Raw genomic sequence first — 26139 nt, forward strand, 5'->3', positions numbered from 1 at the left:
ACAGTGTTCGAGTACGAGAAGGACGGCGCTGCCATCTACCGGCAGTCCTTTGCCACCATCCGCGCCGAGGCGGACCTGGCGGGGCTGCCCGCCGATGTCAGCCAGGTCGCGGTACGGATGATCCACGCGTGCGGCATGGTCGACCTCGTCCGGGACCTCGCCCACACCCCGCGGGTCGTCGCGGAGGCCCGCGCGGCCCTCCGCGCGGGCGCGCCCGTGCTCTGCGACGTCGCCATGATCGCCAGCGGTGTCACCCGCAGGCGGCTCCCGGCCGACAACGAGGTGGTGTGCACTCTCGCCGACCCGGAGGTGCCCCGGCTCGCGGCCGAACTGGGGACGACGCGCACCGCTGCCGCCCTCGAACTGTGGCGCGACCGGCTGGAGGGCTCGGTGGTGGCTATCGGCAACGCGCCCACGGCGCTGTTCCGGCTGCTGGAGATGATCGAGGAGGGGGCGCCGCGGCCGGCTGCCGTGATCGGGGTGCCGGTCGGGTTCGTCGGGGCCGTGGAGTCCAAGCAGGCGCTGGCCGAGCACTCCGCCGGGCTGGAGCACTTGATCGTCCACGGCCGCAGGGGTGGCAGCGCCATGGCCGTCTCCGCGCTCAACGCCATTGCGAGCGAGGAGGAATGAGGCACGTGACCGGCAGCGCGGAGGAGGAGCAGGTGAACACCGTGTCCGACGATGCGGCAGCGCACGACGCGGCGGCGAACGGCGGGAGCGGCACACCCGCGAGCGGCGCGGCGGCGCACGGCAACCCGGCAACCGGCAACCCGGCGACCGGCGGCCCCGCGGCGGCCGAAGCCCGGGCCCCCGGAGCGACCGGAGCCGAGGACACCGGCGGCGCCGGGCGGCTGATCGGCGTGGGGCTGGGGCCCGGTGACCCGTCGCTGATGACGGTGCGGGCGGTGGAGGCCATCGCGGAGGCGGACGTCGTCGCGTACCACAGTGCCCGGCACGGCCGGTCGATCGCACGCTCCATCGCGGAGCGCCATCTGCGGGCCGACCACATGGAGGAGGCGCTGGTCTACCCCGTCACCACGGAGTCCACCGACCACCCCGGTGGCTACCGGGGCGCGCTGGAGGACTTCTACGCCGAGGCGTCGGCGCGGCTGGCCGCGCATCTGGACGCGGGGCGGACGGTGGCCGTGCTCGCCGAGGGCGACCCGTTCTTCTACGGCTCGTACATGCACATGCACAAGCGGCTGGCGCACCGGTATCCGACCGAGGTCGTCCCCGGTGTCACCTCCGTGAGCGCGGCGGCCGCCCGGCTCGGCACTCCGCTGTCGGAGGCCGAGGAGGCGCTGACGGTGCTGCCCGGCACACTCCCCGAGGAGGAGTTGACCGCCCGGCTCGCCTCCAGCGACGCGGTGGCCGTGATGAAGCTGGGGCGTACGTTCCCCAAGGTGCGCCGGGCGCTGGAGCGGTCGGGGCGGCTGGCCGAGGCCCGCTACGTGGAACGCGCCACGATGCAGGGTGAGCGCACCGGGCGGGTCGCGGACGTGGACCCGGAGTCCGTGCCGTACTTCTCCGTCGCCGTGCTGCCGAGCAAGGTCGGCGCGGCGGCCCGCGAGTGCCGCGAGGACTCCCCCGGCGAGGTCGTCGTCGTGGGCACCGGCCCCGCCGGGCCGCTGTGGCTCACCCCCGAGACGCGCGGCGCGCTGGCCGCCGCCGACGACGTGGTCGGCTACACGACCTATCTGGACCGGGTGCCGCGACGGGACGGCCAGCGGCGGCACGGCTCGGACAACCGGGTGGAGGCCGAGCGCGCGGAGTTCGCCCTGGAACTGGCCCGGCGCGGGCGGCGGGTGGCCGTCGTCTCCGGCGGGGACCCCGGCGTGTTCGCCATGGCGACGGCCGTACTGGAGGCGGCCGAGCAGGACGCGTACGCGGACGTCCCGGTTCGGGTGCTGCCCGGGGTGACGGCCGCCAATGCGGCAGCCGCCCGCGTGGGGGCGCCGCTGGGCCACGACTACGCCGTGCTCTCCCTCTCCGACCGCCTCAAGCCCTGGGAGGTCATCGCCGGCCGGCTGCGCGCCGCGGCGGCGGCCGACCTGGTGCTCGCCCTCTACAACCCCGGTTCCCGCAGCCGCACCTGGCAGGTCGGCAAGGCCCGCGAGGTCCTGCTGGAGCACCGCGCCCCCGACACCCCGGTCGTGCTGGCCCGCGACATCGGCGGGGACGGCGAGCGCATCCGCACCGTCCCACTGGCCGAACTGGACCCGGACCAAGTGGACATGCGCACCCTGCTGATCGTCGGCTCCTCGCAGACCCGGACCTTCGGCGGAGCGGACAGCCCGACGCGAGTGTGGACCCCGCGCCGGTATCCGGAGGACTGAACAGGCCGCAGCCCGCTGCGGAGACAGCGGGCTGCGGCTCCCGGCCGGTGGGCCGCTGCTCACCGGTCCGGCCGGGCGGGCAGCTCGTCGGCCGGGGGGCGCTGGGGCCGGTCGGAGAGCTTGAGCCAGACCACCCCGGCGATGATGACGGTCAGCCACAGGGCCTTGACCGGGGTGAGGGTCTCGTCGAAGAAGACGGGGCCGAGCAGCGCGGCTCCGACGGCGCCGATACCGGCCCAGACCGCGTAGCCGAGGCCGACGTCGAGGGTGCGCAGGGCGAGGCTCAGAGAGAAGAGCGTCAGCAGGAAGAAGACGACCGCGACGAGCGACCACGACAGCACGGTGAAGCCGTGGCTCCCTCCCACGGAGAGCGCGTAGCCGACCTCGAACGCTCCGGCCAGGAGGAGCACGAGCCAGGCTCGCGCCCGGCCGCTGCGGGCGGCGGTGTCGCCGCCGCTGGTGTCGCCATGGCGGAGGGTGCCGTTGTTGTCGAGGGTCTCGTCGTTGCCGAAGGTGTCGTTGTTGCCGACGGCGGCGGTGCGGTGGGACATGTGCGGGCCCTTCTCATGAATGCGGGAACGGGTGAACGAAGCAGCGGGGGAAGCGGCGGAACAGGGACGGCGGACCGCCGGCGGGCTGGCCGGCCGGCTAGGCGGCCGGGGCGGACGGTCAGGCCGCTCCGCTGAGCTGGAGGCCGACGACGCCGACGATGACCGCGGCGATGCCCAGGAGCTTGCGCCAGTCGAGGCGTTGGCCGAAGAGGAGGGCGCCGAGGACGACGATCCCGACCCCCGCGGCGGAGGTCCAGATCGCGTAGCCGACGCCGACGTCGAAGGTCAGCAGGGCCAGGCTGAGGAGATAGGTGGCGATGCCGCCGCTGGCGAGGGTGACCGCGGTCCAGGCGGGCCGGGTGAAGCCCTGGGCCTTGCCGGCGGAGAGGGCGACGGCGATCTCGAAGACGACTGCGGCGCCGAGGTAGAGCCAGTGCATGAGATGTCCTTGGGTCGAAAGGGCGCGGAAGAGCGCGAACGTGAAAGGGCCTGAACGGATTCGAGAGGCGCGGGAGGCCGCGCGGGGTCAGAAGCGGGCGGTGGAGCCGGAGTGCGGTTCGCGGTGGCGGGCCGGCAGACCCCGGAGCCGGGCCGGGGCCGCGGTCATACGGCGACCGCTTCCCGCAGCGCGCGGCGGACCACTCCCTCGGCGGCGACGCCTTCGATGCGCCGGTCGCCGATGACGAGCGTGGGGACGACGGTGATCTCCATCCGGGCCGACTCCGACAGTGCCCGCCGGTGCCGCTCGGCGTACTCCGGGTCGTCGAGGGCCGCGTCGTAGCCGGCCGGGTCGAGTCCCGCCTCCGCGGCGAGCCGGACCAGGACCGCGCGGTCCCCGATGTCCAGGTCCTCGCGGAAGAAGGCCGCCAGCACGCGCCGGTGGTAGACCCCGGCCCGGCCGTGCTCCGCGGCGTACTGGGCGCCGCGGAAGGCCGACTCGGTGTAGGGCTGCGGCGAGACGGTCGGCAGCCGCATCGGCACCTGGTGGCGGCGTGCCATCGGATACACGGCACGCTGCCAGATGTCGGGCAGATACGGGTCCTCCGGGCGGAGGGTGGCGGCCGGACGGGGGCGCAGTTCGTGGGGATGGTGGACGACCTCGACGTCGGGCCGGTCGCGGACCGCCCGCTCGATCACCTCGTCGGCGATCAGGCAGAACGGGCAGACGTAGTCCGACCACAGATGGATCCGCGCGGTCATGACGACCTCCGATTCCCCTGGGCACCCCCGGTGGGTGCGGCTCCCAGAGCGTGGAACCTCACACTGGTGTCAACTGCAACACTGGAGTCCCACGGACGGCCTCGGGAGGTCTCATGCGTATCGGTGAGCTGGCGGACGCCAGCGGCGTCAGCGCCCGGTCGCTGCGGTACTACGAGGAGCACGGACTCATCCGCTCCCAGCGCACGCCCGGCGGCTGGCGGGACTTCGACGCGTCCATGGTCGAGCGGGTGGTGATGATCCAGCATCTGTTCGCCGCCGGACTGAGCAGCGCCACCGTCAACGAACTGCTGCCCTGTCTGGAGGCCCCGCTCGAGGAGCGCAACGGCGTCATGGAGCAGTTGCTCGCGCAGGAGGTCGAGCGGCTCCAGGCCAAACGGCGCGACCTCGACCGCGAACTCGACACGCTCCAGGCGCTTCGCAGCGAGACGACCGTGCCCGACGACGCCCAGTGACCCTGGGGACCCCAGTGCCCCGGGGGACCCTGGGGACCCCAGTGACCCCTGTGACCCTGGGGAACGGTGCGGAACGGGACGAGGAAGGGCAGAGGCAGCGGTGCGAACCATCGGGCTGATCGGCGGAATGAGCTGGGAGTCCTCGGCGGAGTACTACCGGATGCTCAACGAACTGGCCAGGGACCGGAACGGCGGGCTGCACTCGGCGCGGCTGGTGCTGTACTCCGTCGACTTCGCCGAGATCGAGGTGTTGCAGGCGCAGGGGCGCTGGGACGAGGCGGGCGGCATCCTCGCGGCCGCCGCCCGGGCCCTGGAGGCGGCGGGCGCCGATCTGCTGGTGCTGTGCACGAACACCATGCACCGGGTCGCCGAGCACATCGAGGAGGCCGTGGAGGTGCCGCTGCTGCACCTGGCCGATGCGACGGCGGGTGCGGTGCGAGCGGCGGGGCTGCGGCGCGTCGGCCTGCTGGGGACCGCGTTCACCATGGAGCAGGACTTCTACCGGGGACGGCTGGCGGCCGGTGGCCTGTCGGTGCTGGTCCCCGGCCCCGCCGACCGGGAGCTGGTGCACCGCGTGATCTACGAGGAACTGTGCCGGGGAACCGTGCTGGACGCGTCCCGTGCCGCGTACCGGCGCGTCATCGGCGAGCTGGTGGCGGACGGGGCGGAGGGCATCGTACTGGGGTGCACGGAGATCGAGTTGCTCATCGGGCCGCAGGACAGCCCGGTGCCCGTCTTCCCCACCGCCCGGCTGCACGCGGAGGCCGCCTTCGAAGCGGCGAACCAGTGATCCAGGCGGCTCGGCGCCGGCCGGCTCGGCGACCGCCCTTCGAGCAGTCGGCCCGAAGGACGGCGCAGGCGGCCGGGGAAGGGGAAGGGGAAGGGGAAGGGGAAGGGGTGCCGGTCACAGTCCGCGGAGTGCCCCGGCCGCCTCCTCGGGACTCGTCACCACCCGGACCCCCGCCGGGACCGGGGGGCGGCGGACGACCACGACGGGCAGCCCCGCCTCCCGCGCCGCCACGAGCTTGGGCGCGGTGGCCGCACCGCCGCTGTCCTTGGTCACCAGCACCTCGATGCGGTGGCTGCGCAGCAGCTCGCGCTCGTCGTCCAGCGCGAACGGGCCCCGGCTGAGCAGCAGCTCCATCCGGGCGGGAAGGGGCGTGCCCGGTTCCGGAGGGTCGACCGAGCGCGAGAGGAACCACAGCCCGGTGCTCGCGGGCCCGGCGAACGCGCCCAGCCCCAGGCGTCCGGTGGTCAGGAAGATCCGCTGTCCCAGCCGCGGCAGCAGCCGGGCTGCCTCCGGCAGGGAGTCCGCCAGGTGCCAGCTGTCCCCCGCACCGGGCACCCAGCCGGGGCGGCGGAGGGCGAGCAGGGGAACATGGGCTCCGGCGGCGGCTTCGGCGGCATGGAAACTGATCTTCTCGGCGAAGGGATGGGTGGCATCGATGAGAACGTCCACATGGTGTGTACGCAGCCATCCTGTGAGCCCCGGCACGCCTCCGAAGCCGCCGACCCGCACCTCCCCCGGCGGCAGCCGGGGGCCCGCGACGCGTCCGGCCAGCGAACTGGTGACCCGGAGGCCGGGGGTGCCCGCCAGCAGTTCCGCCAGGCGGCGGCCTTCCGTCGTCCCGCCGAGAATCAGTGCGTGCACGGGATCCGGTTCCTCTCATGTCTGAGGCGAGCGAGGCCACGGGGAGCGAGGCCGCGGCGAGCGGGGCCGCGGTGGACGAGGCCAAGGGCGGGCGCGATGCCCAACTCAAGCACACCGGGCTGCGGCCGGGCTGGACGACGGGTGCCTGTGCGACGGCGGCCACGACCGCCGCGTACACCGCGCTGCTGACCGGCGACTTCCCCGACCCGGTGACGATCACCCTGCCCAAGGGCCAGACCCCCGCCTTCGCCCTCGCGTACGAGGACCTGCAGCCGGGCACCGCGGCAACGGCCGCGGTGGTGAAGGACGCGGGAGACGACCCCGACGTCACCCATGGCGCCCTGGTGCGGGCCACCGTGCGCCCGCTGGCGCCGGGTGCGGGCGTCGTGTTCCGGGCCGGGCCCGGTGTGGGCACCGTCACCCGCCCCGGCCTGCCGCTCGACGTGGGCGAACCGGCCATCAATCCGGTGCCGCGGCAGATGATGCGCGAGCACGTCGCCCGTGTGGCGGACGAGCACGCCGACGCAGGTGTCGGCGCCGGCGTCGGCGCAGGCGCAGGCGCAGGCGCCGGTGCCGACGTGGAGATCACCCTGTCCGTCGACGACGGCGCGGAGATCGCCCGCTCCACCTGGAACCCGCGGCTGGGGATCGTCGGCGGGCTGTCGATCCTGGGGACGACCGGCGTCGTCGTCCCCTACTCGTGCTCCGCGTGGATCGACTCGATCCGGCGCGGGGTGGACGTGGCCCGTGCCGCGGGGCGGACGCATGTGGCCGGTTGCACGGGGTCGACCTCGGAGCGGACCGTCGTCGCCGAGTACGGGCTCCCGGAGGACGCGCTGCTGGACATGGGGGATTTCGCGGGCGCCGTACTCAAGTACGTACGCCGCCACCCCGTGGACCGGCTCACCGTCTGCGGCGGCTTCGCCAAGCTGTCCAAGCTGGCGGCCGGGCACCTGGACCTGCACTCCAAGCGCTCCCAGGTCGACAAGGGCTTCCTGGCCGGCCTGGCCGGGACCGGCGGCGCCGACGAGGAGCTGGCGGACCGGATCCGGGCGGCCAACACCGGTCTCGCCGCGCTCCAGATGTGCGCCGCGGCGCATGTCCCGCTCGGCGATCTCGTCGCCGAGGCAGCGCGCGACGAGGCGCTCGCCGTCCTGCGCGGGGCACCCGTGCGGGTGGACGTCATCTGCATCGACCGCGCGGGGACGGTCGTCGGGCGCAGCGCCGTGCGCTAGCCGCCCCGGCACGCACTCCCGCAGCAGGTGTGGCGGTCGCCTCAGCAGATGTGGCGGTCGCCTCAGCAGATGTGGCGGTCGCGTTCCGCGGAGTAGAGGTGGCTGTCGCGGAAGTGCTCGGCGGCGAGGGTGCGGCCGACCAGGATGACGGCCGTCCGGCTGAGCCCGGCCGCCTTCACCTGCTCCGCGATCTCCTCCAGGGTGCCCCGCAGCACGACCTCGTCCGGGCGGCTGGCGAACGCGACGACCGCTGCGGGGCAGTCGCCTCCGTAGTGCGGGAGGAGTTCGGCGACCACCTCGTCCACGTACCGCACCGCGAGGTGCAGTACGAGCAGTGCGCCGCTGCGGCCCAGCGTGGCCAGGTCCTCGCCGTCCGGCATGGGGGTGGCCTGCCGGGCGACCCGGGTCAGCACGACGGTCTGGCCGACGGTCGGCACCGTCAGCTCCCGCTTCAGCGCGGCGGCCGCCGCCGCGAACGCGGGGACGCCGGGCACGACCTCGTAGGGCACCTCCGCGGCCGTCAGCCGCCGCATCTGTTCGGCGACGGCGCTGAAGACGGACGGGTCGCCCGAGTGCAGCCGCGCCACATCGTGCCCCTCCCGGTGTGCGCGGACCAGCTCTTCGGTGATGGCGTCCAGGTCGAGTTGCGCGGTGTCGACCAGCCGCGCGTCGGGCGGGCACTCGGCGAGCAGTTCCCGGGGCACCAGGCTGCCCGCGTACAGGCAGACCCGGCAGGCGGCCAGCGTCCGGGCGCCGCGCACCGTGATCAGGTCGGCGGCGCCTGGTCCGGCGCCGATGAAGTACACCGTCATCTCTCGTCTCCCCATGCGTCTTCGGGCCCCCGTGCGTCCTCGGGTCCCCGTGCGTCCTCAGGTCCCCGTGCGTCCTCGGGCCCCCACGCGTCTTCGGGCGGCTCGCCCGTCCCGTCCGCAGCGCCCTTGCACACCGCCCACTGGGTCACCGGCATCGCCTGCCGCCAGCCGGTGAAACCACCCACCGGCACCCCGTGCGCGACCGAGAGCCGCACCAGTTCACCCCCGTACCTGCGGTACCAGCGCACCAGCAGCGCCTCCGACTCCAGCGTGACGGTGTTGGCGACCAGCCGCCCGCCCACCGGCAGCGCCGCCCAGCAGGCGGCCAGCAGGCCGGGCGCCGTCAGCCCGCCGCCGACGAACACCGCGTCCGGTGTGGGCAGTCCCGACAGCGCCTCCGGCGCCGTGCCGGTGACCACCCGCAGCCCCGGCACCCCGAGCCGGTCGGCGTTGCGCGTGATCCGCGCGGCACGCTCGCCGCTGCGCTCCACGGTCACCGCCCGGCAGGCCGGATGGGCCCGCAGCCACTCCACCGCGATCGACCCGGCACCGCCGCCCACGTCCCACAGCAGTTCACCGGGTGCGGGCGCCAGCGCGGCCAGCGTCGCGGCCCGCACATGGCGCTTGGTGAGCTGCCCGTCGTGCTCGTACGCGGCGTCCGGCAGCCCGGGTACGGCACCCGGCCGCACCAGGCCGGAGTCCGGGTCGGCCGCACAGACCACGGCGACGATGTTCAGCGGGTCGCCCGGCGGATGCCCCCAGTCCTGTGCCGTCCCCTCGCAGGAGCGCTCGCGCGGGCCGCCGAGCTGCTCCAGCACCCGCATCCGGCTCGGCCCGAAGCCGTGCTCGCGCAGCAGTTCCGCGACCCGGGCCGGGGTGTCGGCCCCGGCGCTGAGCACCAGCAGCCGCCGCCCGTCGTGCAGCGCGGCGGCGATCCGGGCGAGCGGCCGGCCGACCACGCTGACGACCTCGCACTCCTCCTGCGCCCAGCCGAGCCGCGCACACGCGTGGCTCACGGACGAGGGATGCGGCAGCACCCGGAGGGACAGCTCCGGCAGCAGCTCGGCCAGGGTGCGGCCGATGCCGTAGAAGTACGGGTCGCCACTGGCCAGCACCGCGATCCGGCGCCCCGCGTGCGCTGCGAACAGCCCCGGCACGGCGGGCCGCAGCGGGGACGGCCACGCCACCCGCTCCGCGGCGCACGCCCCGGCGGGCAGCAGATCGAGTTGCCGCGCGCCCCCGAAGATCACCTCGGCGGCGCGCAGGGCCTCCCGGGCGGGCTCGGCCAGCCCCGGCCAGCCGTCGGCTCCGACACCGACGACCGTCACCTCGGGCGGTACAGCGGCGGACGGGGACTTCGCGGACACGTCGGAGATCGCAGCCACCTTCACCTCGGAGATCGCATCTCACCTTTGGAGATCGCACAGCTCTCGAACAGGGACGGCTCGAACTGTACTGTTCGGGACCCCGCACTCCCACTGCCGGTCCCCGCACCGCCGGTCCGCCCGTCCGCGGGTCCGCCCGTCCGCCCGCCCGTGGGTCCGCCGGTCCGCCCGTCCGCGGGTCCGCCCGTCCGTCCGTCCGCCCGACCGCGGGCCCCGGTACACCGGCCCGCCCCGGTTCCACCGCCCCGGGCCACAATGGGGCGCATGGATCAGAACGCACTGCCCGACCACGCCATGCCCGACTGGGAGAAGCGGTTCAGGGCGCCGCGCGTCTCACTGCCCGAGTGGGCCGAGGACGCACCCGCCCGGTCGCTGTTCGTATCGAACGCGACGGGCACGTTCGAGCTGTACGCCTGGGACCGGACGACCGGCGAACAGCGGCAGGTGACCGACCGGCCCAACGGGACCACGGACGGCACCCTTTCGCCCGACGGCGAGTGGATCTGGTGGTTCTCGGACACCGACGGCGACGAGTTCGGTGTCTGGATGCGGCAGCCCTTCGGCGGCGGCCCCGACGCCCGCGCCGTCGAGGGGCTGGACCCCTCCTACCCGGCAGGCCTGGCGCTCGGCCGGGACGGCACCGTGGTGCTCGGCCGCTCCACGGACGAGGACGGCTCCACCGTCCATGTGCTGCGCCCCGGCTCGCCCGCGCCGGTCGAGATCTACCGGCACAGCGAGTCGGCGGGCGTGGGGGATCTCTCGCACGACAGCAGCCTGCTGGTGATCGAGCACACCGAGCACGGTGACGCCATGCACGCGGCACTCCGTGTCGTACGCCCCGACGGCTCGACCGTCGCGGAACTGGACGACAGCGAGGGCGGTACCGAGGAACTGGGCCTGACCGTGCTCGGCTTCGCGCCGGTCGACGGCGACCCCCGGCTCCTGGTCGGCCACCAGCGGCACGGCCGGTGGGAGCCGATGCTCTGGGACCCGGTGGCGGGCACGACCACGGAGCTGGAGCTGGACCTGCCCGGCGATGTCGCCGCCGAGTGGTATCCGGACGCCTCGGCGCTGCTGATCGCCCACAGCCATCGGGCCCGCGACGAGCTCTTCCGCTACGACCTGGCGAGCGGTACGCGCACCCGGATCGAGACGCCCGCCGGATCCGTCATGGGTGTGACGGCGCGGCCGGACGGCGCCGTGGAGTACCTGTGGTCGTCCGCCGCCGAGCCGCCCCAGGTGCGCTCCGCGAGCGGCGCCACCGTGCTCGACCCGCCCGGGATGACGGCTCCGGGCTCGGTGCCCGTCGAGGACGCCTGGGTCGAGGGGCCCGGCGGAACCGTGCACGCACTGGTGCAGAAGCCGGCCGGGAAGGGCCCCTTCCCCACCGTCTTCGAGGTGCACGGCGGCCCCACCCACCACGACAGCGACGCCTTCGCCGGGCAGCCCGCCGCCTGGGTCGACCACGGCTTCGCCGTCGTGCGGGTCAACTACCGCGGCTCCACCGGATACGGCCGCGCCTGGACGGACGCCCTCAAGCACCGGGTCGGCCTGATCGAGCTGGAGGACATCGACGCCGTCCGCGCCTGGGCCGTCGGCTCCGGGCTCGCCGATCCGGACCGGCTGGTGCTGGCGGGCGGCTCCTGGGGCGGCTACCTCACCCTTCTCGGGCTCGGCGTCCAGCCGGAGGTGTGGGCGCTGGGACTGGCCGCGGTGCCGGTCGCGGACTATGTCACCGCCTACCACGACGAGATGGAGGCGCTGAAGTCCCTGGACCGCACCCTGCTCGGCGGCACGCCGGAGGAGGTGCCCGAGCGGTTCGAGGCGTCCTCGCCGCTGACGTACGTCGACAAGGTGCGCGCGCCCGTCTACGTCTCGGCCGGGGTCAACGACCCCCGCTGCCCGATCCGGCAGGTCGAGAACTACGTCACCAGGCTGGAGGAGCGCGGCCACCCGCACGAGGTGTACCGCTACGACGCGGGACACGGTTCCCTCGTGGTGGAGGAGCGGATCAAGCAGATCCGGCTGGAGATCGACTTCGCGTTGCGGCATCTTCCGCGGACGGACGCGGAAGGTCGGCATCCGCTTCCGGACCGTCCGGCGTGAGCCCCAGCGCGGCGTCCGCTGCCGTCTCCGCCTCCCGGCGGAAGAAGCGGAACCACATGAACACCACGAACCCGGCGAAGACGAACCACTGCGCCGTGTAGCCCAGGTTCTGGAACGCCTTCATGTCGAGGCCGGTGTTGTCGGGCGCGACCGGCGGCACCGGCCTCAGCGGCCGCTGGGTGTGCTGCTCGGTGATCCAGGCATCCCGCACCCCGTACGGGACGACGTTGACGAGCGGCGCGGCGCTCACGAACCCCAGCTGCCCCTCCGGCAGCGCGCCCGGAGCACCGGCGTCGTGCTGCGACTCCGGCGCCTGCAGCACTCCCGTGACGGTGACCTCCCCCTCGGGCGCCGCGGGCACCCGGGCCGGATCGGCCTTGCCCGGCAGCCAGCCACGCACCACCGGCAAAGCCTTGCCGCCGCCGTCGGGGCGCAGCAGGGACAACACGTAGAAACCCCGCTTCTCCTCGACCGTCCGGTCGGGGACCAGCAGCGGGTGCGCCGCGTCGAACCGGCCCGTCACCGTAGCCGTGCGGCCCACCGTCTCCTGGGTCACCGGAAGCAGCTCCCGCAACGGCCGCGCCTCGGCACGCGCCTCCGCGCTCGACTGTTCCCGCTGCTCCTGATGCCGGTCGACGCGGTCGTCGAAGCGGCTGAGCTGCCAACTGCCCATCAGGACGCAGACCGGAATCGCCACCAGGGCGAAGAGGTTGATCGCCCACCATCGCGGCGTCAGCAGGAACCGGTACACACTCCCACAGTACGGCCACACGCCGGCGCCGCTGCCAGGAGGGCCCGCTCGCACCACCCCCGGCGCATGCCCGCTCGCACCACTGCCTCGCGGGCCCGGCCCGCGAGGGCTTCGCAGCCGGGTCAGGTCTGCGGGATCACGCCCGTGCGGTAAACCGTTCCGCTGCCGCACGCTCCGGACACCTTCGTCCCCGCGGCGGGGGCGCCGCCCTCCGGGGTGTGGGAGACCACCACCGCGGCGTCGCCGCCGCCCGAGTCACCGCCACCGGCGTCGCCCTCGCCGGGCGTTCCGGTGCTGCCGCCGGAGCTGTCCCCGCCGCCGTCCGCGGAGCCGTCGCCGCTCCCGGTACCGGGGCCGGCCGTCTCGCCGTCGTTGCGGCCGCCCTGCGGGGTGGGCGAACTGCACCCGCCGCTGGGCACCCAGGCGAACTTCACCACGTACGCCTGGCCGGGGCGCAGCACGACCTCGTCCCGCGCGGCGGCCGGATCGCCGAGGCCGGGCGCCGGGTCACCCGCGGTGTGGTCGACGACCAGGACCTGCCCGCCGCCGGCCCTGCCCTGCACGGAGGCGCCGACCAGCCCTTCGCCCTGGACCGTGCAGGGGTCGCCGGAGACGTTGGCGACCCGGAAGCTGCCGTAGACAGTGCCCTTGCTGTCGGGCGCCCCGGACTCCGCGGAGCCCCCGCCGAGCTGGTTGCTGCCGCAGGTGGGTGCGCTGGCGCTGAGGCTCTCGTTGGGGTCGGCGCTGTCGCCGGGGCCGCCGGTGGGTGCCGGGTGGGCACCTCCGTCGCCCTTGTGCTTCTTGTCCTTGTCGTTGTCCTTGCCGCCGTCCCGGCCCTCCTCGCCCTTGCCGCCGTTCCCGCCGGCGCCGGCGTCGGGGCCGCGGGTCTGGCCGTGGACGCTGCCCGCGGTCACCGGGTGGTCGTCCCCGCCGACGCCGGGTACGCCGCCGTAGACGAGCGCGGGCACGCCGACGAGGGCCACGAGGGCCGCCGCCACGCCGCCGACCATCGCCTGGCGGCGGTGCGCACGCCGTGCGGGCACCGCCCGCTGGAGGTGGTCGAGGGTGCGGTCGAAGCTCTCGGCGGGCGGTTCGATGCCGCGGACGCTGTGCTGCAGGAGGTCCCGGAGGGTCTCCTCCTCGGAGCTGAGTGCGGACTCGTCGAACAGGTCGAGCGACATCTCCTCGGGAGCACCGGACCCCTGCGCACCGGCTTCACCCGACGGGCCCGCGTCCCCGGCGCCCTGAGCCGCCGCGGGACGCTGATCCGCGGGCCCTTCCGGGCCGTCCGGACGGGTGCCCGGTTCGGCGGCGCCGGACGGCATCGCACGCTCGCGCGGCCCGCCGGATTCGCGGGCGCCCCGCGCCTCGGGGGAGCCCGGCGTTTCAGGGGAGCCCTGTGCCTCGGGGGAGCCCGGTGCCTCGGGGGAGCCCCCCGGCACCTCGTGCGACCCGCGCGGCTCCTCGCCGTCGGGGAGACCCAGTCCGTCACTCATGACGCCGCCTCCATGGCGGTACGCAGCGCGGCGATCCCGCGCGACCCGTAAGCCTTCACGGAGCCCAGGGAGAGACCGAGCGCCTCGGCCACCTGAGCCTCGGTCATATCGGCGAAATACCGCAGCACCAGCACTTCCCGCTGGCGCCGCTGCAGACCGCGCATCGCCTTGATCAACTGATCCCGTTCGAGCTGCTCGTACGCCCCCTCCTCGGCGCTCGCCATGTCGGGCATCGGCTTGGAGAGCAGCTTGAGCCCGAGGATGCGGCGGCGCAGCGCGGAGCGGGAGAGGTTCACGACCGTCTGCCTGAGGTAGGCGAGGGTCTTCTCGGGGTCGCGCACGCGCTTGCGCGCCGAGTGGACGCGGATGAACGCCTCCTGGACGACGTCCTCGCACGAGGCGGTGTCGTCGAGCAGGAGCGCCGCGAGCCCGAGCAGGGACTTGTAGTGGGCGCGGTAGGTCTCGGTCAGGTGATCGACTGTGGTGCCATGTGCCATCGCCTCGTCAGCGTCCCCATGCTGTGTGAGCGGACGCGAGGGGCGCGCGGCGGGCCACGGCGCGATCACAGACATGCCTCCCGCCACTGGTAGCCCTCCAGCACCAGCGCTGGGGCGACCAGGGGCCGTTGCGATTCCGAGTACCTCTGCCACGCCTGTTTGACACGTTTCCCCCCGTCAGGGTTGTACGCGACAGGCACTGTGCGCGAAAACACACCACATGCCGTCATACACACATCTCTCAGTCTCCGTGAACGCCCCGTGTCTCCCAGGCCCTCGACCGCGCTCCCCGTGCGCGTCAGGCTCCAGGGACACAAAGACGCTCCCCGCCTGCCTGCCGGTTGCAGGGGCGGGGAGCGCCATTGTCCGTCAGCGCGCACCACCGTGGCCAGTGGGCCCGACCGACCGACGGAAAGCGCCGGTCAGCGGCCGGTGCCGCCGTAGACCACGGCCTCGTCGGTGTCGCTGTCCAGCCCGAAGGCGGAGTGGACGGCGCGGACCGCGTCCTGCACGGCCTCCTCGCGGGTGACGACCGAGATACGGATCTCCGAGGTGGAGATCAGCTCGATGTTGACCTCGGCGTCGGACAGCGCCTCGAAGAAGGTCGCCGTCACGCCCGGGTTGGTCTTCATGCCCGCACCGACGAGGGAGATCTTCGCGATCTGGTCGTCGTAGCGCAGCGAGTCGAAGCCGACCGTGCCCTGCACCTTCTCCAGCGCGGCGATGGCCTTCTTGCCCTCGGACTTGGGCAGCGTGAAGGAGATGTCGGTGAGCCCGGTGGAGGCGGCGGAGACGTTCTGGACCACCATGTCCAGGTTGATCTCGGCGGCCGCGACCGCGCGGAAGAGCGCGGCGGCCTCGCCCGGCTTGTCCGGCACCCCGACGACCGTGACCTTGGCCTCGGACGTGTCGTGCGCCACTCCCGAGATGATCGCCTGCTCCATCGACTCTTCCCCTTGCCCGTCCGGCTGCTCGTTCGTGACCCACGTACCCCTCAGGCCGGAGAAGGACGACCGCACGTGGATCGGGATGTTGTAGCGGCGCGCGTACTCGACGCAGCGGTGCAGCAGCACCTTGGAGCCGGACGAGGCCAGCTCCAGCATGTCCTCGAAGGAGATCCGGTCGATCTTCCGCGCCTTCTTCACCACGCGCGGGTCGGCGGTGAAGACACCGTCGACGTCGGTGTAGATCTCGCAGACCTCGGCGTTGAGCGCCGCGGCCAGCGCGACCGCGGTGGTGTCCGAACCACCCCGGCCCAGGGTGGTGATGTCCTTGCTGTCCTGCGAGACGCCCTGGAATCCGGCGACGATCGCGATGTTGCCCTCGTCGACCGAATCCTTGATCCGGCCGGGGGTGACGTCGATGATCCGCGCCTTGTTGTGCGCGGAGTCGGTGATCAGACCCGCCTGGCTGCCGGTGAACGACTGCGCCTCATGACCGAGGGATTTGATCGCCATCGCCAGCAGGGCCATGGAGATCCGCTCTCCTGCGGTCAGCAGCATGTCGAACTCGCGGCCGGAGGCGACCGGAGACACCTCTGAGGCAAGATCGATCAGCTCGTCCGTCGTGTCACCCATCGCCGAGACCACGACGACAACCTGGTTGCCGTTCTTCTTGGCTTCGACGATCCGCTTGGCAACGCGCTTGATGCCTTCGGCATCGGCAACGGAGGAGCCGCCGTACTTCTGCACGACAAGGCCCACGTGTGCTCGCTCCTCGAATCATTTCCCGGGACCCCGGCGCTCCGTGCGACGCTGCCCGGAAGGATGGGATCCACTGGTCGGCTCAGTGTATCGACCGGACGGAACCCGGTCCCGTCCGCGGAGGCCCCTGCCCACCAGGGCCGAAATGACACGGAAACGTGAGTCTGTTCACGATCCCCCGCGGCACACCCCGGACGAAGGACCCCACTCCGGCATATCGTGCCGTATCAGCTTCTTTCCGGCTTTCCCTTTATTCGGTTCTCCCGCTTTTCCGCTTTGCCGCGCTCGGCCGCCGCGTACTCCGTACTGTGCCGGACAGCGGCCTGGCGGAGTGCCGACGGAGGGCCGAGGGACGGTGGGGCACGACCGTGAGCTGGCGGAACGGGACCGGTCCGGCTCCCGACCACCCGGGGCTCGGGGCACGGCCCCCGCCGCCCGGCCGGACCCGCTGCGGTACGAGGAGCGGGGACGAGGGACGAGAAGCGAGGAGGCCCACATGGCCATCGACTACGTGAAGCGGACACCGGGGCAGTCGGGACAGTCGAGCCGGCCGGGACAGCACGCGGCGGGCGCGAGCCCCGCCGGGAGAGGGCCGGCGGTCGACCTGCGGAAGGTCACTGCGCGGGCTCCCGGACTGGTGAACCTGTACAAAACCGCCCGCCGCTCCCTGGAGAGCGCCGGACTGGAGGGCCAGCGGGCCGCGGTCTACCTGGTGCTCGACCGTTCGGGCAGCATGCGGCCCTACTACAAGGACGGCACGGTCCAGCACCTCGCCGAGCAGACGCTGGGGCTGTCCGCGAACCTCGACGACGACGGCGTCGTGCCGGTCGTCTTCTTCTCCACCGAGGTGGACGGCACGGCCGAGGTCGGTCTGGACGCCTACGAGGACCGCATCGGCGCCCTGCACGACGGCCTCGGCCACATGGGCCGGACCAACTACCACGTGGCCATGCAGGCGGTCATCGACCACTACACCGCCTCGGGCGCCACCGACCCCGGCCTGGTGATCTTCCAGACGGACGGCGGTCCGACCTCCCGCGCCGCCGCCGAGCACGTGTTGTGCACGGCGGCACGGCTGCCGCTGTTCTGGCAGTTCGTCGGCTTCGGCGATCCGGACAGCACGCAGTTCGACTTCCTGCGCAAGCTCGACGAGCTCCCGGTCCCGGCCAAGCGCATGGTGGACAACGCCGGGTTCTTCCCGGCAGGCCGCACGCCCCTCACCCTCTCGGACGACGCCCTCTACCAGAGCCTGCTGAGCGAGTTCCCGTCCTGGCTCACCGCGGCGCGGCAGGCCGGAATCCTGGGGTGAGGGAAGGGGACGGCGCCGGGAACCGGTTCAGGGCGGGTGAGGGCGGCGGCTGCGGGACCGTCCGAACCATCGCCTCCCGAACCGTTGTCTCCCGCGGCTCAGTGGACGTAGTCCTGCAGCTTCTCCATGGCGAGGCCGGGCCGGGCCGGCCGTGGCCGGATGGGTGGTCGGCCCGCGGCCAGGCCGCCGCGTACCAGGGCCGCCCAGCGGCGGACGTCCTCGCCGGGCAGGCCGTCGCGCGGTGGGGCGGGTTCGGCTCGGCAGGTGCGGCAGAGACCGCCGCGCAGGGATTCGGGGCTTCCGGGCCGGCCGCAGTCGGTGCACTCCGGGCGGAGCCGTACGGGCGCCCGGCGTTCAGGCGCCGCCGGTACGGGCGGGAGTTTGGCCGTGAGACGGCTCCGCACCAGCCCCGCAGGGCTGTGGACGACGGGCGGCAGCCCCGCTGTCATCGCGGACGCGAACCGTTCCGCGTCGGTGTCGCGGGCCAGCCACTCGGCTGCCGATGCCGCCAGTTCCGCGCACTCCGCCGACGACAGGACGAGCCGGGGATCGCGCCGGCCGAGCGCCGCGAGCGCCCGGTACGCCTCCGTGCGGCGGGGCGGTTCCGGGGCCGGGCTCACGTCCGGAACGGGAACGGGGACGGGGTCCGGGACGGGACCGGGGATGCGGACGGGGTCCGTGGCGGGGCCGGGAACGGGGCGCTGGTCCGCAGCCGGGGAGACCCGGCCGTCGAGGAACGCCGTCCACCAGTCCTCGTCCCGCGCCGCACGCGAGAAGTACGTCCGCGTCACATGCTGCGGGCACCCCCCTCCCCCACCAGTCCGCCGACCCGGCGCAGATGCCCCGCGCGGGACAGCTCGCGGAGCGCGGAACGGCACGCCTGCTGGCCGTAGCGGGGCTGGGACTTGGCGAGGGTCTTCACGTCGATGGCGGCACCCTCGGGCAGCCGGTCGATGAAGGACGCGAGGCAGGCGGCACGCTCCGGCAGATGTGCGAAGTCCGCCCGGGACGACGGGCCTTCCGGCCGTGCGGAATCGGGGGTCCGCTTCCCGAATCCCGGCTTGGCCATGGGATGTGCGGACGCGGAGAGGGGGGCGTTAAGGTCGGCGTAAGCCATCAGATCAATGTCCTGGTCTGGTGGTGAGACCCCGGCCGGTGTTGGTCGCACCGCGCCGGGGTTGTTGTTGTCGGTGTGAACGCTAACCACACTCTGTCACCCTCTGCAACGGCGCACGGCACGCTCCGTCGCGCCCCCTGCCGTGCCCGGCTTCAGGGGCGGGTGGGCGGGGAGAGACCCACCGCCCATTCCTCAGAAAGAGGGCTCGGAGCCCGGCGTCCGCCACCCGGCGCTCGGGACCCGGGGCCCGACGCCCGGGCGGGGTCGCGGCGCGCGGCAGCCGACAGCCGACAGCCGCCATGACGTACCCCGCCCCGGGACTGCCGGACGGCGTACCGCCCGAGGACCGGCGACCGGCCGCGGCCCGCGGGCGGCTACGCCTCGCTCTGCCGCATCCCCAGCGGGCCGCCGATCTCGGCGGCCATCACGGCACCGGCCTCGGCCTCCAGCGAGCCGTCCTCGTCCACGGCGTTGCTGTCGGTGTCCAGCCCGTCGAGCTCGTCGAGCGGCTTGTCCAGCCGGACGTGCACCACCAGCGACTGCAGGGCACGCAGCGACGCCGAAGCGGTCGGCCCCCAGTTCGAAAGATAGGAGAACTGCCACCACCACAACGCTTCGCTCACCCGGCCCGCACGGTAGTGGGCCATGCCGTGCCGCAGATCGGTGAGGACGTCCGAGAGATCGTCGGAGATCCGGCACGCGACCGGCGCGGAACGCGGCACATACGGGTCGAAGACCTCGGAGTAGACGTCGACCGGATCCAGCAGCGCGGCGAGGCGCTCGCGCAACTCGTCCACGTCCGGCTCCGGGCCCACGTCCGGCTCGTACCGCTCGTCCGGGAGGAAGTCCTCGTGCGCGCCCAGCCGCCCGCCCGCGAGGAGCAGCTGCGAGACCTCCAGCAGGAGATAGGGGACCGCGCTGTCCGGGTCGTCACCCTTGGCGACCTCGGTGACGGCGACCACGAAGCTCTCGATCTGGTCGCTGATCTGCACGGCGAAGTCGTCGGGACTGTTCTTGATGGAGTTCAGCGTCGCATCAGACATCGGGCAACCTCTCCCCTGTGGGCTCGTCGTGGCCCTGGCTCGCACAACCTCGCACGGGCTCACACATCCAGGAGCCGCCTTCCTTCGAAGGCCCGCCCCAGCGTGACCTCGTCCGCGTACTCCAGGTCTCCCCCGACGGGGAGCCCGCTCGCCAGCCGCGTCACCTTCAACCCCATGGCGGAGACCATCCGCGCGAGATACGTGGCCGTCGCCTCGCCCTCCAGATTGGGATCCGTGGCGAGGATCAGCTCGGTGACCGTCCCGTCGGCGAGGCGGGAGAGCAGTTCCCTGATCCGCAGATCGTCGGGGCCGACCCCCTCGATGGGGCTGATCGCGCCGCCCAGCACGTGGTAGCGCCCCCGGAACTCGCGGGTGCGCTCGATCGCCACGACGTCCTTGGGCTCCTCGACCACGCAGATGACCGACGCGTCACGGCGCGGATCGGCACAGACCCGGCACTGCTCCTCCTGCGCGACATTGCCGCACACCGCGCAGAACCTGACCTTCTCCTTGACCTCGGTCAGCGCACCGGCGAGCCGGCGTACGTCGGCGGGCTCGGCCTGCAGGATGTGGAAAGCGATCCGCTGCGCGCTCTTGGGACCGACGCCGGGCAGTCTGCCCAGCTCGTCGATCAGGTCCTGGACCACGCCTTCGTACACGGATGGCTCCCGCCTGCTCTCTGTTCGTCCTCTGAGTACGTTAGTGGTCCGTACGGGCCACCACTAGCCGCTGTCCGGGAGCAGACCCCCGGCTGAACGGCCGTTCGACCTCCGGCTCCGCCCTGGTGTCCGGGCCCGGTACCGCGTGCCCGCCTGCCGGGCTCGACACCGCGAGCCACAGGGCCGAGGACTCACCCGGATCCGGCAGCGTGCGGCCGGGCCGACCGAACCGGCCGGCCGACTCCCGCCGGCCCGCCGTCCGTCCGGCCGGTGGGAATCCGCCGTACCGGGGGAACCGGCCGAACCGGCGTACCGGCCGGACCGGTCGCTTCAGAACGGCAGGCCGGGCATTCCGCCCATGCCCTGCGCGAGCGGGCCGAGCTTCTGCTGCTGGAGTTCGGCAGCGGCACCGTTAGCGTCACGGACCGCGGCGAGCACCATGTCCGCGAGGGTCTCGGTGTCCTCCGGGTCCACCGCCTTCGGATCGATGACCAGCCCCTGGAGCTCGCCGGAACCGTTGACGGTCGCCTTCACCAGGCCGCCGCCCGCCGAGCCCTCGACGGAGGTTTCGGCCAGCTCCTGCTGCGCCGCGGCCAGATCCTGCTGCATCTTCTGCGCCTGCTGCAGCAACTGCTGCATGTCAGGCTGCCCACCACCGGGAATCACGATTGCTCCTGGCTCACTAGACGCCTCTTCAACGCCCCGAGCCTACGTGCTCAGCCTTGGACCGGCGACGGCGACGGCAGGGACGAAGGCACCCGTCCCCGGACGACGACGGCCGCACGGCCCGGACACCGCACCGCCCGGGCGCCACCCGGTCGTCAGTCGTGCCGGAGCTCCTCCAGCACCGTCGCTCCGAGCTCCCGGACGATGAGGTCGTGCCCGGAGAGCGCGGATTCGTCCAGGTCGGGATCGTCCTCGGCGGGCATGTCCTCCTCCGGCACATAGCCGGACAGCGCGGAGGCCGCACGCGGTGCCTCCGGAGCCGGTGCGGACGCCTGGGAGGGCACCGCTCCGGATTCGGCCGCCGAGACCGCCGAGGAGTGCCCCGGCCCGCCGGGCGCGCTCGGCGCGGACGCGGCAGGCCCCGAAGCGGCGGCGCCGGCCGCGGAGGGCACAGAGGGCGCCGCCGACCACTGCTGGGGCGGCGCCGGGGCGGGAGCGGGTGCCGCCATCGCGCTCCGCGTACCGGCGGTGCCGCCTCCCGTCGTCCCGGACCCCGCGCCGTGCCCGGAGCCCGGCCCGCTAGGGCCCCCGGCACCACCGCCGCCGCCCGACGGATCGACGATGGCCTCGACCTGCCACTGCACGCCCAGCGCGTCGCCGAGCGCCTGCCGCAGCACCTCGTCACTGCCGCCGTTGGCGAAGCTGTCGCGGGCGCCCGCGTTCGGGAAGCCGACCTGGAGGGTCTTGCCGTCGAAGCCGACGACCTGCGCGTTCTGACTGAGCAGGATCCAGGTGAAGCGCCGCCGGTTCTTGACGGCCTCCAGGATCTGCGGCCACATCTGCCGGATCTGTGCGGGGTCGCCGCCGCCCTGCACGGGTCCGCCCCCGGGCGCGGACCCCGCGGGTCCGGTCGGCGCGGACGCGGGCGGACCGGTCCGGTCGGTGGCTGCGGGCGCGGGCACCGGAGCTGCCGGAGCGGAGTCGGTCGGCGCGGACGCCGCCGAGCCGCCGCTCGGGGGGCCCGCCGTACCGGGCCAGGCCCCGGGGCGCCGCGCGGGCTCCCCCGTACCGCCACCGCCGGGCGCTCCGCCACCGCCGCCGGGGCCGGTTCCGCCGGGCCAGGCACCGGGCCGCCGCGCGGGCTCCGCGGGCGGCTGCTCCGCGGGGGCGGCTCCGTCCGCAGCGCCGGAGGGACCGGCGGCAGCCGCGGCGGGCGGCCCCGCGGGAACGGCGCCGGGAGGACCCTCGACCGCTCCGGCGCCGGCCGCGGGAGCGGGATCGCCAGGGCCACCGGCCCCGGAAGCTCCGTACCCCGGCGCTCCACCGGAAGCAGCCCCGGGGCCCCCGGCACCAGCGCCCGGACCACCGCCGGTGCCGGCACCGGGAGCACCCACACCGGGGGCACCGGGAGCACCGGGACCACCGGCCCCGGCACCGGCACCGGGGGCACCGGCACCAGGACCACCACCAGCACCAGGCGCACCCGCACCGGCACCGGGGGAACCGGCACCCGCACCGGCACCAGGAGCGCTCAGCGCAGCCGCCGCGGCGCCGCGCTCCAGCCGGTCCAGCCGGGCCTGCACCGAACGCTCGTCCCCGTACGTGGCGGGCAGCAGCACACGCGCGCAGATCAGTTCGAGCTGCAGCCGGGGGGAGGTCGCCCCCCGCATCTCCGTCAGTCCCGTGTTGACGATGTCCGCTGCGCGACTCAGTTCGGCCGCGCCGAAGACGGACGCCTGGGCCTGCATCCGCTCGACCACGTCCCCGGGCGCGTCGATCAGCGTCTTCTCGACGGCGTCCGGCACCGCGGCCAGGATCACCAGATCCCGCAGCCGCTCCAGCAGGTCGGTGACGAACCGGCGCGGGTCGTGCCCGCCCTCGATGACGCGGTCGACGATCTCGAACGCCCGCGCCCCGTCACCGGCGGCGAACGCGTCCACGACATCGTCCAGCAGCGCGCTGTCGGTGTAGCCGAGCAGCGAGGTCGCCATGGCATATGTCACACCGTCCTCACCCGCACCGGCGAGGAGTTGGTCCATCACCGACATCGAGTCCCGCACCGAGCCGGCGCCCGCCCGTACGGCCAGCGGCAGCACCGCGTCCTCGACGGAGATCTGCTCGCGACCGCACACCTCGTCCAGGTAGTCACGGAGCGTGCCCGGCGGGACGAGGCGGAACGGATAGTGGTGCGTACGCGAGCGGATCGTCCCGATGACCTTCTCGGGCTCCGTCGTCGCGAAGATGAACTTCAGATGCTCGGGCGGCTCCTCGACGACCTTCAGCAGCGCGTTGAACCCCGCGGGGGTCACCATGTGCGCCTCGTCGACGATGTAGATCTTGTACCGGCTGGAGGCGGGCCCGAAGAACGCCTTCTCCCGCAGCTCGCGAGCATCGTCCACGCCGCCGTGCGAAGCGGCGTCGATCTCGATGACGTCGATCGACCCGGGCCCGTTCCGCGCCAGGTCACGGCACGACTGGCACTCCCCGCAGGGGGAGGGCGTGGGGCCCTGCTCGCAGTTCAGGCACCGGGCCAGAATGCGCGCACTGGTCGTCTTGCCGCAGCCGCGCGGGCCGCTGAAGAGGTACGCGTGGTTGACCCGGTTGTTGCGCAGCGCCTGCTGCAGCGGGTCGGTCACATGCTGTTGCCCGATGACCTCGGCGAAGGTCTCGGGGCGATAGCGGCGGTACAGGGCGAGGGACGACACACCCCCGACGATATAGGCCGACACCGACAAGTGGCCCACGCCGCGGCAACCCCGCAGCCCGCACACGCAAACGCCCCCCACGCACCCGCCAGAGCCAACCTACCCTTGCTGCCTTCCGGCCCTGGGGGAGTTCAGTCAGATAGCGCCACGTGAGGGGCTGCCGCCACACTACCCGATCCCCCACCTCCCGTTCGACCTCGCGCCCCGCCACCCCACCCCCGGATCCGTGATCGGAATCCGGGTTCGCGAGCACCCCCCATGGTCTTGTACAGTCTGCGGCGGAGGATTCGCCTAGTGGCCTAGGGCGCACGCTTGGAAAGCGTGTTGGGGGCAACCCCTCACGAGTTCGAATCTCGTATCCTCCGCCCAGCCTCACCGGGCTGAACGTAGGGCCCCACCGCCTCGGCGGTGGGGCCCTACGTAGTTCTCTCAGCCCTCGTTGTCCAGGTTCTTGTCCACACAGGGTGTCTCCGGGGGACCCCGGATGGCATCGGCGCTCTTCCGGGCCACATCCTTGAGCATGGCGTCCGGCACGTGCAGGTACCGCGCTCGCATACGCGCGGAGGTTCCCGACTCCCAGCCCATGATCTGATCGATGACGCGATCCGGGACCCCAAGCAGCATGAGCACGGTCGCGGCGGTGTTCCCCCGACGTGGCCCCCAGCCCGCTCGTACGGGGGCGGTGGGGGGCTGGACGGCCGGGTCCGTCACTCCCGGTCCTGGTCCGCCTCCTCGTCCCCGGGAGCGTGCCGGCCGCCGCGTTCCTCCACTGGTCCGACACGAAGTCGGCCGGCGGCGGTGAGGGCGAGCGAGAGGCCCCAAGCTCCACGTCGATGTCGGTCCGCCCGCGCGGCTCCGGTGGAGTTGTCATGGTGACCTGCCCCGTCTTGCTGCGACCTCCCGGTTGAGAGTCTCACCAGCACCACGGGGCAGGTCACCGACCGCTTCACAACGGGAACGGTTGTCTCCGCCGGACGGACGCGTCCGACTCGGGCCGACGGACCGGACACGGAACGCCGTCCGGGCCGCCGGCCGCCTCCTTCGAAGGAGGCGGCCGGCGGCCCGGGGCAGCTGATCTCAGCGGCACTCATCCGGCGAGCGCCGCGTACCGGCAGGCGGCGCGGAGGCAACGGGCCACCTCCGCGGGGCGCTCGCTACCTGCCGCCACCGCCCTGGCCGCCGCCACGCCTGCGCGTGGTGTTCTCCTGGTTGAGCTGCGTCATACCGCTCGTGTTGGAGCGGCGCAGGGCCGGGGCCCGGTTGTCGCTGGTCCGCGGCGGCCCCTCGCCGACGGGTTGCCGCGAGCGGACGGGCATGCTCACGGTCGGGTTCGCGACCGGCTCGGGGCGGGCCAGCCGCGCCTCGGGAGCCCGGCTGGAACGCCGCTCACGCCGCTCGCCCTCCGGCGCACGACTGGACTCGCGCCGGGAACGCCGCTCCTCCGGCGCACGACTGGACTCGCGCCGGGAACGCCGCTCCTCCGGCGCACGACTGGACTCGCGCCGGGAGCGACGTTCCTCGGACGAACTGCTGGAACCACTCATCGACCGGGGAGCCGCAGACTGCGGAAGAGTACCGTTCCAACTCGGCGGCGGACGGCGGTCGCGCTCCGCACGGGGAGGCCGCACCGCGCGGGGCCGCTCCTGCGGAGCCGCACTCGAATCCCGCCTGCGCCGCTCACTCTCGGGAGCCCGGCTTGACTCCCGCCGGGAACGCCGCTCGCTCTCGGGAGCCCGGCTTCCCTCCCGCCGGGAACGCCGCTCGCCCTCCTCCGGCGCACGGCTGGAAGTCCGCCTGCGCAACTCGCTGCCCTCAGAGCCCCGGCCCCGCTCGGATCCGCTGGCGCGTTCCCGCACAGGCAGCTCGTAAGAAGCATTGAACGGATCACCGAAGCTCGGGCGTTCGATCTGCGGCGCCGGCTCCGCCGCGCGCTCCGCCGCACGCTGCGCGCGCTCGACCTCCGCCGCACGGGCCTGATTGGCGGTGTAACGATTCCTCAGGTAGTCGCCGGCCATTCCCGCGCCTTGCAGCGCGGCACCGGCCGTCCTGGTCGCGGGGTCGGCGCCGAAGCCGTACATTCCAGCACCGGCGGCCCTAGCGGCACCGAGTGCGGCGGCGAAGATGTCCGGCGGATCGTTGGGGTGAGGCCGCAGCGCCCTGCGACCCTCCAGGAAGACCGTCCGCGCTCCGGAAGCGCCGGTGAAAGCGACGCCCCAGTTGTAGGTGGAAGTCCAGCCCTGGTCCGCATCGTTTCGGGCGGTGCCGGTGGCCTGCAGGGCCAGCCCGGCGGATTCCAGGGAGTCGACGGCCGTGTCCACGACGGCGGGCGTCCTGTCGACCATCCACTGCCCTGTCCGTCCCGCACGGTCGAGTGCGGAGGTCACAAGCTCGGATCCGCGGATCTGGTGCGCCACGTTGTACACGGTGTTGTACCAGGTTTGCGA

General features: G+C 73.5%; 24 protein-coding genes, 1 tRNA gene, 1 other RNA gene and 1 pseudogene. 8 read left to right on the plus strand and 19 right to left on the minus strand.

Annotation, left to right across the window (positions count from 1 at the left end; all coding sequences use genetic code 11):
• Nucleotides 1-3: 3 nt before the first annotated feature.
• Both ACFYNS_RS08360 and ACFYNS_RS08365 read left to right on the plus strand, forming a co-directional pair.
• Nucleotides 4-630, plus strand: coding sequence for a precorrin-8X methylmutase (locus ACFYNS_RS08360; protein ID WP_360292549.1), 627 nt, complete (start codon nucleotides 4-6; stop codon nucleotides 628-630).
• On the plus strand, nucleotides 627-2336 hold the full coding sequence (locus ACFYNS_RS08365) for a precorrin-2 C(20)-methyltransferase (protein WP_388601603.1): 1710 nt from the start codon (nucleotides 627-629) through the stop codon (nucleotides 2334-2336). The genes ACFYNS_RS08360 and ACFYNS_RS08365 overlap by 4 nt, the downstream gene beginning before the upstream one ends.
• A gap of 59 nt (nucleotides 2337-2395) precedes the next feature.
• Here ACFYNS_RS08365 and ACFYNS_RS08370 read toward each other — a convergent pair whose 3' ends face one another.
• The 3 genes from ACFYNS_RS08370 to ACFYNS_RS08380 form a co-directional block, all read right to left on the minus strand.
• On the minus strand, nucleotides 2396-2887 hold the full coding sequence (locus ACFYNS_RS08370; protein WP_388601606.1) for a DMT family transporter: 492 nt from the start codon (nucleotides 2885-2887) through the stop codon (nucleotides 2396-2398).
• A 118-nt stretch (nucleotides 2888-3005) separates the two neighbouring features.
• On the minus strand, nucleotides 3006-3326 hold the full coding sequence (locus ACFYNS_RS08375; RefSeq protein WP_388601608.1) for a DMT family transporter: 321 nt from the start codon (nucleotides 3324-3326) through the stop codon (nucleotides 3006-3008).
• Nucleotides 3327-3490: 164 nt separating this feature from the next.
• Nucleotides 3491-4087: a DsbA family protein gene (locus tag ACFYNS_RS08380; RefSeq protein ID WP_360292503.1), complete on the minus strand. Its 597-nt coding sequence runs from the start codon at nucleotides 4085-4087 to the stop codon at nucleotides 3491-3493.
• A gap of 113 nt (nucleotides 4088-4200) precedes the next feature.
• Here ACFYNS_RS08380 and ACFYNS_RS08385 point away from each other — a divergent pair, with 113 nt between their 5' ends.
• Together ACFYNS_RS08385 and ACFYNS_RS08390 are read left to right on the plus strand one after the other, a co-directional pair.
• Nucleotides 4201-4560 carry a MerR family transcriptional regulator gene (locus ACFYNS_RS08385; protein ID WP_360292501.1) on the plus strand — a complete coding sequence of 120 codons (360 nt, stop codon included), beginning with the start codon at nucleotides 4201-4203 and terminating at the stop codon, nucleotides 4558-4560.
• Between the two features lie 100 nt (nucleotides 4561-4660).
• A complete protein-coding gene (locus tag ACFYNS_RS08390) occupies nucleotides 4661-5350 on the plus strand; it encodes an aspartate/glutamate racemase family protein (protein ID WP_360292499.1) in 690 nt (229 codons plus the stop codon).
• Nucleotides 5351-5464: 114 nt separating this feature from the next.
• Here ACFYNS_RS08390 and ACFYNS_RS08395 read toward each other — a convergent pair whose 3' ends face one another.
• Nucleotides 5465-6211, minus strand: a complete 747-nt coding sequence (locus ACFYNS_RS08395) for a cobalt-precorrin-6A reductase (RefSeq protein WP_360292497.1) — start codon at nucleotides 6209-6211, stop codon at nucleotides 5465-5467.
• Between the two features lie 17 nt (nucleotides 6212-6228).
• Between ACFYNS_RS08395 and ACFYNS_RS08400 the strand changes: the two genes are divergently transcribed.
• On the plus strand, nucleotides 6229-7446 hold the full coding sequence (locus ACFYNS_RS08400; RefSeq protein ID WP_388601612.1) for a cobalt-precorrin-5B (C(1))-methyltransferase: 1218 nt from the start codon (nucleotides 6229-6231) through the stop codon (nucleotides 7444-7446).
• A gap of 62 nt (nucleotides 7447-7508) precedes the next feature.
• Here the strand turns inward: ACFYNS_RS08400 and cobM are convergent, their stop codons facing one another.
• Nucleotides 7509-8258 (minus strand): precorrin-4 C(11)-methyltransferase, encoded by a 750-nt coding sequence (cobM, locus tag ACFYNS_RS08405; RefSeq protein ID WP_388601615.1) that lies wholly within the window; start codon nucleotides 8256-8258, stop codon nucleotides 7509-7511.
• Complete coding sequence (cbiE, locus tag ACFYNS_RS08410; RefSeq protein ID WP_388601617.1) at nucleotides 8255-9643, minus strand: precorrin-6y C5,15-methyltransferase (decarboxylating) subunit CbiE; 1389 nt, start codon at nucleotides 9641-9643, stop codon at nucleotides 8255-8257. Before cbiE ends, cobM begins: the two co-directional genes overlap by 4 nt.
• 264 nt (nucleotides 9644-9907) lie before the next feature.
• On the opposite strand from cbiE, the gene ACFYNS_RS08415 reads away from it, so the two are divergent.
• Nucleotides 9908-11749: a prolyl oligopeptidase family serine peptidase gene (locus ACFYNS_RS08415; protein ID WP_360292485.1), complete on the plus strand. Its 1842-nt coding sequence runs from the start codon at nucleotides 9908-9910 to the stop codon at nucleotides 11747-11749.
• On the opposite strand, the gene ACFYNS_RS08420 is transcribed toward ACFYNS_RS08415, so the two are convergent.
• From ACFYNS_RS08420 to ACFYNS_RS08435, 4 genes are all read right to left on the minus strand, one after another.
• Complete coding sequence (locus ACFYNS_RS08420; RefSeq protein WP_360292482.1) at nucleotides 11655-12500, minus strand: SURF1 family protein; 846 nt, start codon at nucleotides 12498-12500, stop codon at nucleotides 11655-11657. The genes ACFYNS_RS08415 and ACFYNS_RS08420 overlap by 95 nt on opposite strands.
• Before the next feature lie 122 nt (nucleotides 12501-12622).
• The gene (locus tag ACFYNS_RS08425) at nucleotides 12623-13996 is read right to left on the minus strand and encodes a hypothetical protein (RefSeq protein WP_360292479.1); all 1374 of its coding nucleotides are present in this window, start codon (nucleotides 13994-13996) and stop codon (nucleotides 12623-12625) included.
• A complete protein-coding gene (locus tag ACFYNS_RS08430) occupies nucleotides 13993-14568 on the minus strand; it encodes a SigE family RNA polymerase sigma factor (RefSeq protein WP_360292476.1) in 576 nt (191 codons plus the stop codon). The genes ACFYNS_RS08425 and ACFYNS_RS08430 overlap by 4 nt, the downstream gene beginning before the upstream one ends.
• A gap of 347 nt (nucleotides 14569-14915) precedes the next feature.
• Nucleotides 14916-16196 carry an aspartate kinase gene (locus ACFYNS_RS08435; protein ID WP_019354760.1) on the minus strand — a complete coding sequence of 427 codons (1281 nt, stop codon included), beginning with the start codon at nucleotides 16194-16196 and terminating at the stop codon, nucleotides 14916-14918.
• 496 nt (nucleotides 16197-16692) lie between these two features.
• Here ACFYNS_RS08435 and ACFYNS_RS08440 point away from each other — a divergent pair, with 496 nt between their 5' ends.
• The gene (locus ACFYNS_RS08440; protein WP_388601621.1) at nucleotides 16693-17505 is read left to right on the plus strand and encodes a vWA domain-containing protein; all 813 of its coding nucleotides are present in this window, start codon (nucleotides 16693-16695) and stop codon (nucleotides 17503-17505) included.
• Nucleotides 17506-17603: 98 nt separating this feature from the next.
• Here the strand turns inward: ACFYNS_RS08440 and ACFYNS_RS08445 are convergent, their stop codons facing one another.
• From ACFYNS_RS08445 to ffs, 7 genes are all read right to left on the minus strand, one after another.
• Nucleotides 17604-18296: a hypothetical protein gene (locus tag ACFYNS_RS08445; RefSeq protein WP_360292470.1), complete on the minus strand. Its 693-nt coding sequence runs from the start codon at nucleotides 18294-18296 to the stop codon at nucleotides 17604-17606.
• Nucleotides 18293-18622 (minus strand): hypothetical protein, encoded by a 330-nt coding sequence (locus ACFYNS_RS08450; RefSeq protein ID WP_360292468.1) that lies wholly within the window; start codon nucleotides 18620-18622, stop codon nucleotides 18293-18295. The genes ACFYNS_RS08445 and ACFYNS_RS08450 overlap by 4 nt, the downstream gene beginning before the upstream one ends.
• A gap of 374 nt (nucleotides 18623-18996) precedes the next feature.
• Nucleotides 18997-19665 (minus strand): DUF5063 domain-containing protein, encoded by a 669-nt coding sequence (locus ACFYNS_RS08455; protein WP_360303712.1) that lies wholly within the window; start codon nucleotides 19663-19665, stop codon nucleotides 18997-18999.
• 59 nt (nucleotides 19666-19724) lie between these two features.
• Nucleotides 19725-20324 (minus strand): recombination mediator RecR, encoded by a 600-nt coding sequence (recR, locus tag ACFYNS_RS08460; RefSeq protein WP_074998857.1) that lies wholly within the window; start codon nucleotides 20322-20324, stop codon nucleotides 19725-19727.
• 330 nt (nucleotides 20325-20654) lie between these two features.
• A complete protein-coding gene (locus ACFYNS_RS08465) occupies nucleotides 20655-20990 on the minus strand; it encodes a YbaB/EbfC family nucleoid-associated protein (protein ID WP_074998858.1) in 336 nt (111 codons plus the stop codon).
• Nucleotides 20991-21145: 155 nt separating this feature from the next.
• Nucleotides 21146-23695, minus strand: coding sequence for a DNA polymerase III subunit gamma and tau (locus tag ACFYNS_RS08470; RefSeq protein ID WP_388601625.1), 2550 nt, complete (start codon nucleotides 23693-23695; stop codon nucleotides 21146-21148).
• Nucleotides 23696-23760: 65 nt separating this feature from the next.
• Nucleotides 23761-23857, minus strand: an RNA gene (ffs, locus tag ACFYNS_RS08475) — signal recognition particle sRNA small type.
• Between the two features lie 118 nt (nucleotides 23858-23975).
• On the opposite strand from ffs, the gene ACFYNS_RS08480 reads away from it, so the two are divergent.
• A tRNA-Ser gene (locus ACFYNS_RS08480) sits at nucleotides 23976-24060 on the plus strand.
• A gap of 64 nt (nucleotides 24061-24124) precedes the next feature.
• Here ACFYNS_RS08480 and ACFYNS_RS08485 read toward each other — a convergent pair.
• Nucleotides 24125-24340 (minus strand): annotated as a pseudogene (locus ACFYNS_RS08485) (site-specific integrase); the annotation flags it as partial.
• Nucleotides 24341-24849: 509 nt separating this feature from the next.
• Entirely contained in the window at nucleotides 24850-26109 is a 1260-nt protein-coding gene (locus ACFYNS_RS08490) for a hypothetical protein (RefSeq protein ID WP_388601626.1), read from the minus strand.
• Between the last annotated feature and the right edge of the window lie 30 nt (nucleotides 26110-26139).

The sequence above is a fragment of the Streptomyces sp. NPDC006925 genome (assembly GCF_042869575.1).
Taxonomy (GTDB): Bacteria; Actinomycetota; Actinomycetes; order Streptomycetales; family Streptomycetaceae; genus Streptomyces.

Excerpts from the sequence above, each read along its gene's own strand:
- ACFYNS_RS08365 (WP_388601603.1), top strand. The coding sequence starts at position 627 with ATGAGGCACGTGACCGGCAGCGCGGAGGAGGAGCAGGTGAACACCGTG.
- ACFYNS_RS08370 (WP_388601606.1), bottom strand. The coding sequence starts at position 2,887 with ATGTCCCACCGCACCGCCGCCGTCGGCAACAACGACACCTTCGGCAAC.
- ACFYNS_RS08375 (WP_388601608.1), bottom strand. The coding sequence starts at position 3,326 with ATGCACTGGCTCTACCTCGGCGCCGCAGTCGTCTTCGAGATCGCCGTC.
- ACFYNS_RS08380 (WP_360292503.1), bottom strand. The coding sequence starts at position 4,087 with ATGACCGCGCGGATCCATCTGTGGTCGGACTACGTCTGCCCGTTCTGC.
- ACFYNS_RS08385 (WP_360292501.1), top strand. The coding sequence starts at position 4,201 with ATGCGTATCGGTGAGCTGGCGGACGCCAGCGGCGTCAGCGCCCGGTCG.
- ACFYNS_RS08400 (WP_388601612.1), top strand. The coding sequence starts at position 6,229 with ATGTCTGAGGCGAGCGAGGCCACGGGGAGCGAGGCCGCGGCGAGCGGG.
- cobM (WP_388601615.1), bottom strand. The coding sequence starts at position 8,258 with ATGACGGTGTACTTCATCGGCGCCGGACCAGGCGCCGCCGACCTGATC.
- ACFYNS_RS08415 (WP_360292485.1), top strand. The coding sequence starts at position 9,908 with ATGGATCAGAACGCACTGCCCGACCACGCCATGCCCGACTGGGAGAAG.
- ACFYNS_RS08425 (WP_360292479.1), bottom strand. The coding sequence starts at position 13,996 with ATGAGTGACGGACTGGGTCTCCCCGACGGCGAGGAGCCGCGCGGGTCG.
- ACFYNS_RS08430 (WP_360292476.1), bottom strand. The coding sequence starts at position 14,568 with ATGTCTGTGATCGCGCCGTGGCCCGCCGCGCGCCCCTCGCGTCCGCTC.
- ACFYNS_RS08440 (WP_388601621.1), top strand. The coding sequence starts at position 16,693 with ATGGCCATCGACTACGTGAAGCGGACACCGGGGCAGTCGGGACAGTCG.
- ACFYNS_RS08450 (WP_360292468.1), bottom strand. The coding sequence starts at position 18,622 with ATGGCTTACGCCGACCTTAACGCCCCCCTCTCCGCGTCCGCACATCCC.
- ACFYNS_RS08455 (WP_360303712.1), bottom strand. The coding sequence starts at position 19,665 with ATGTCTGATGCGACGCTGAACTCCATCAAGAACAGTCCCGACGACTTC.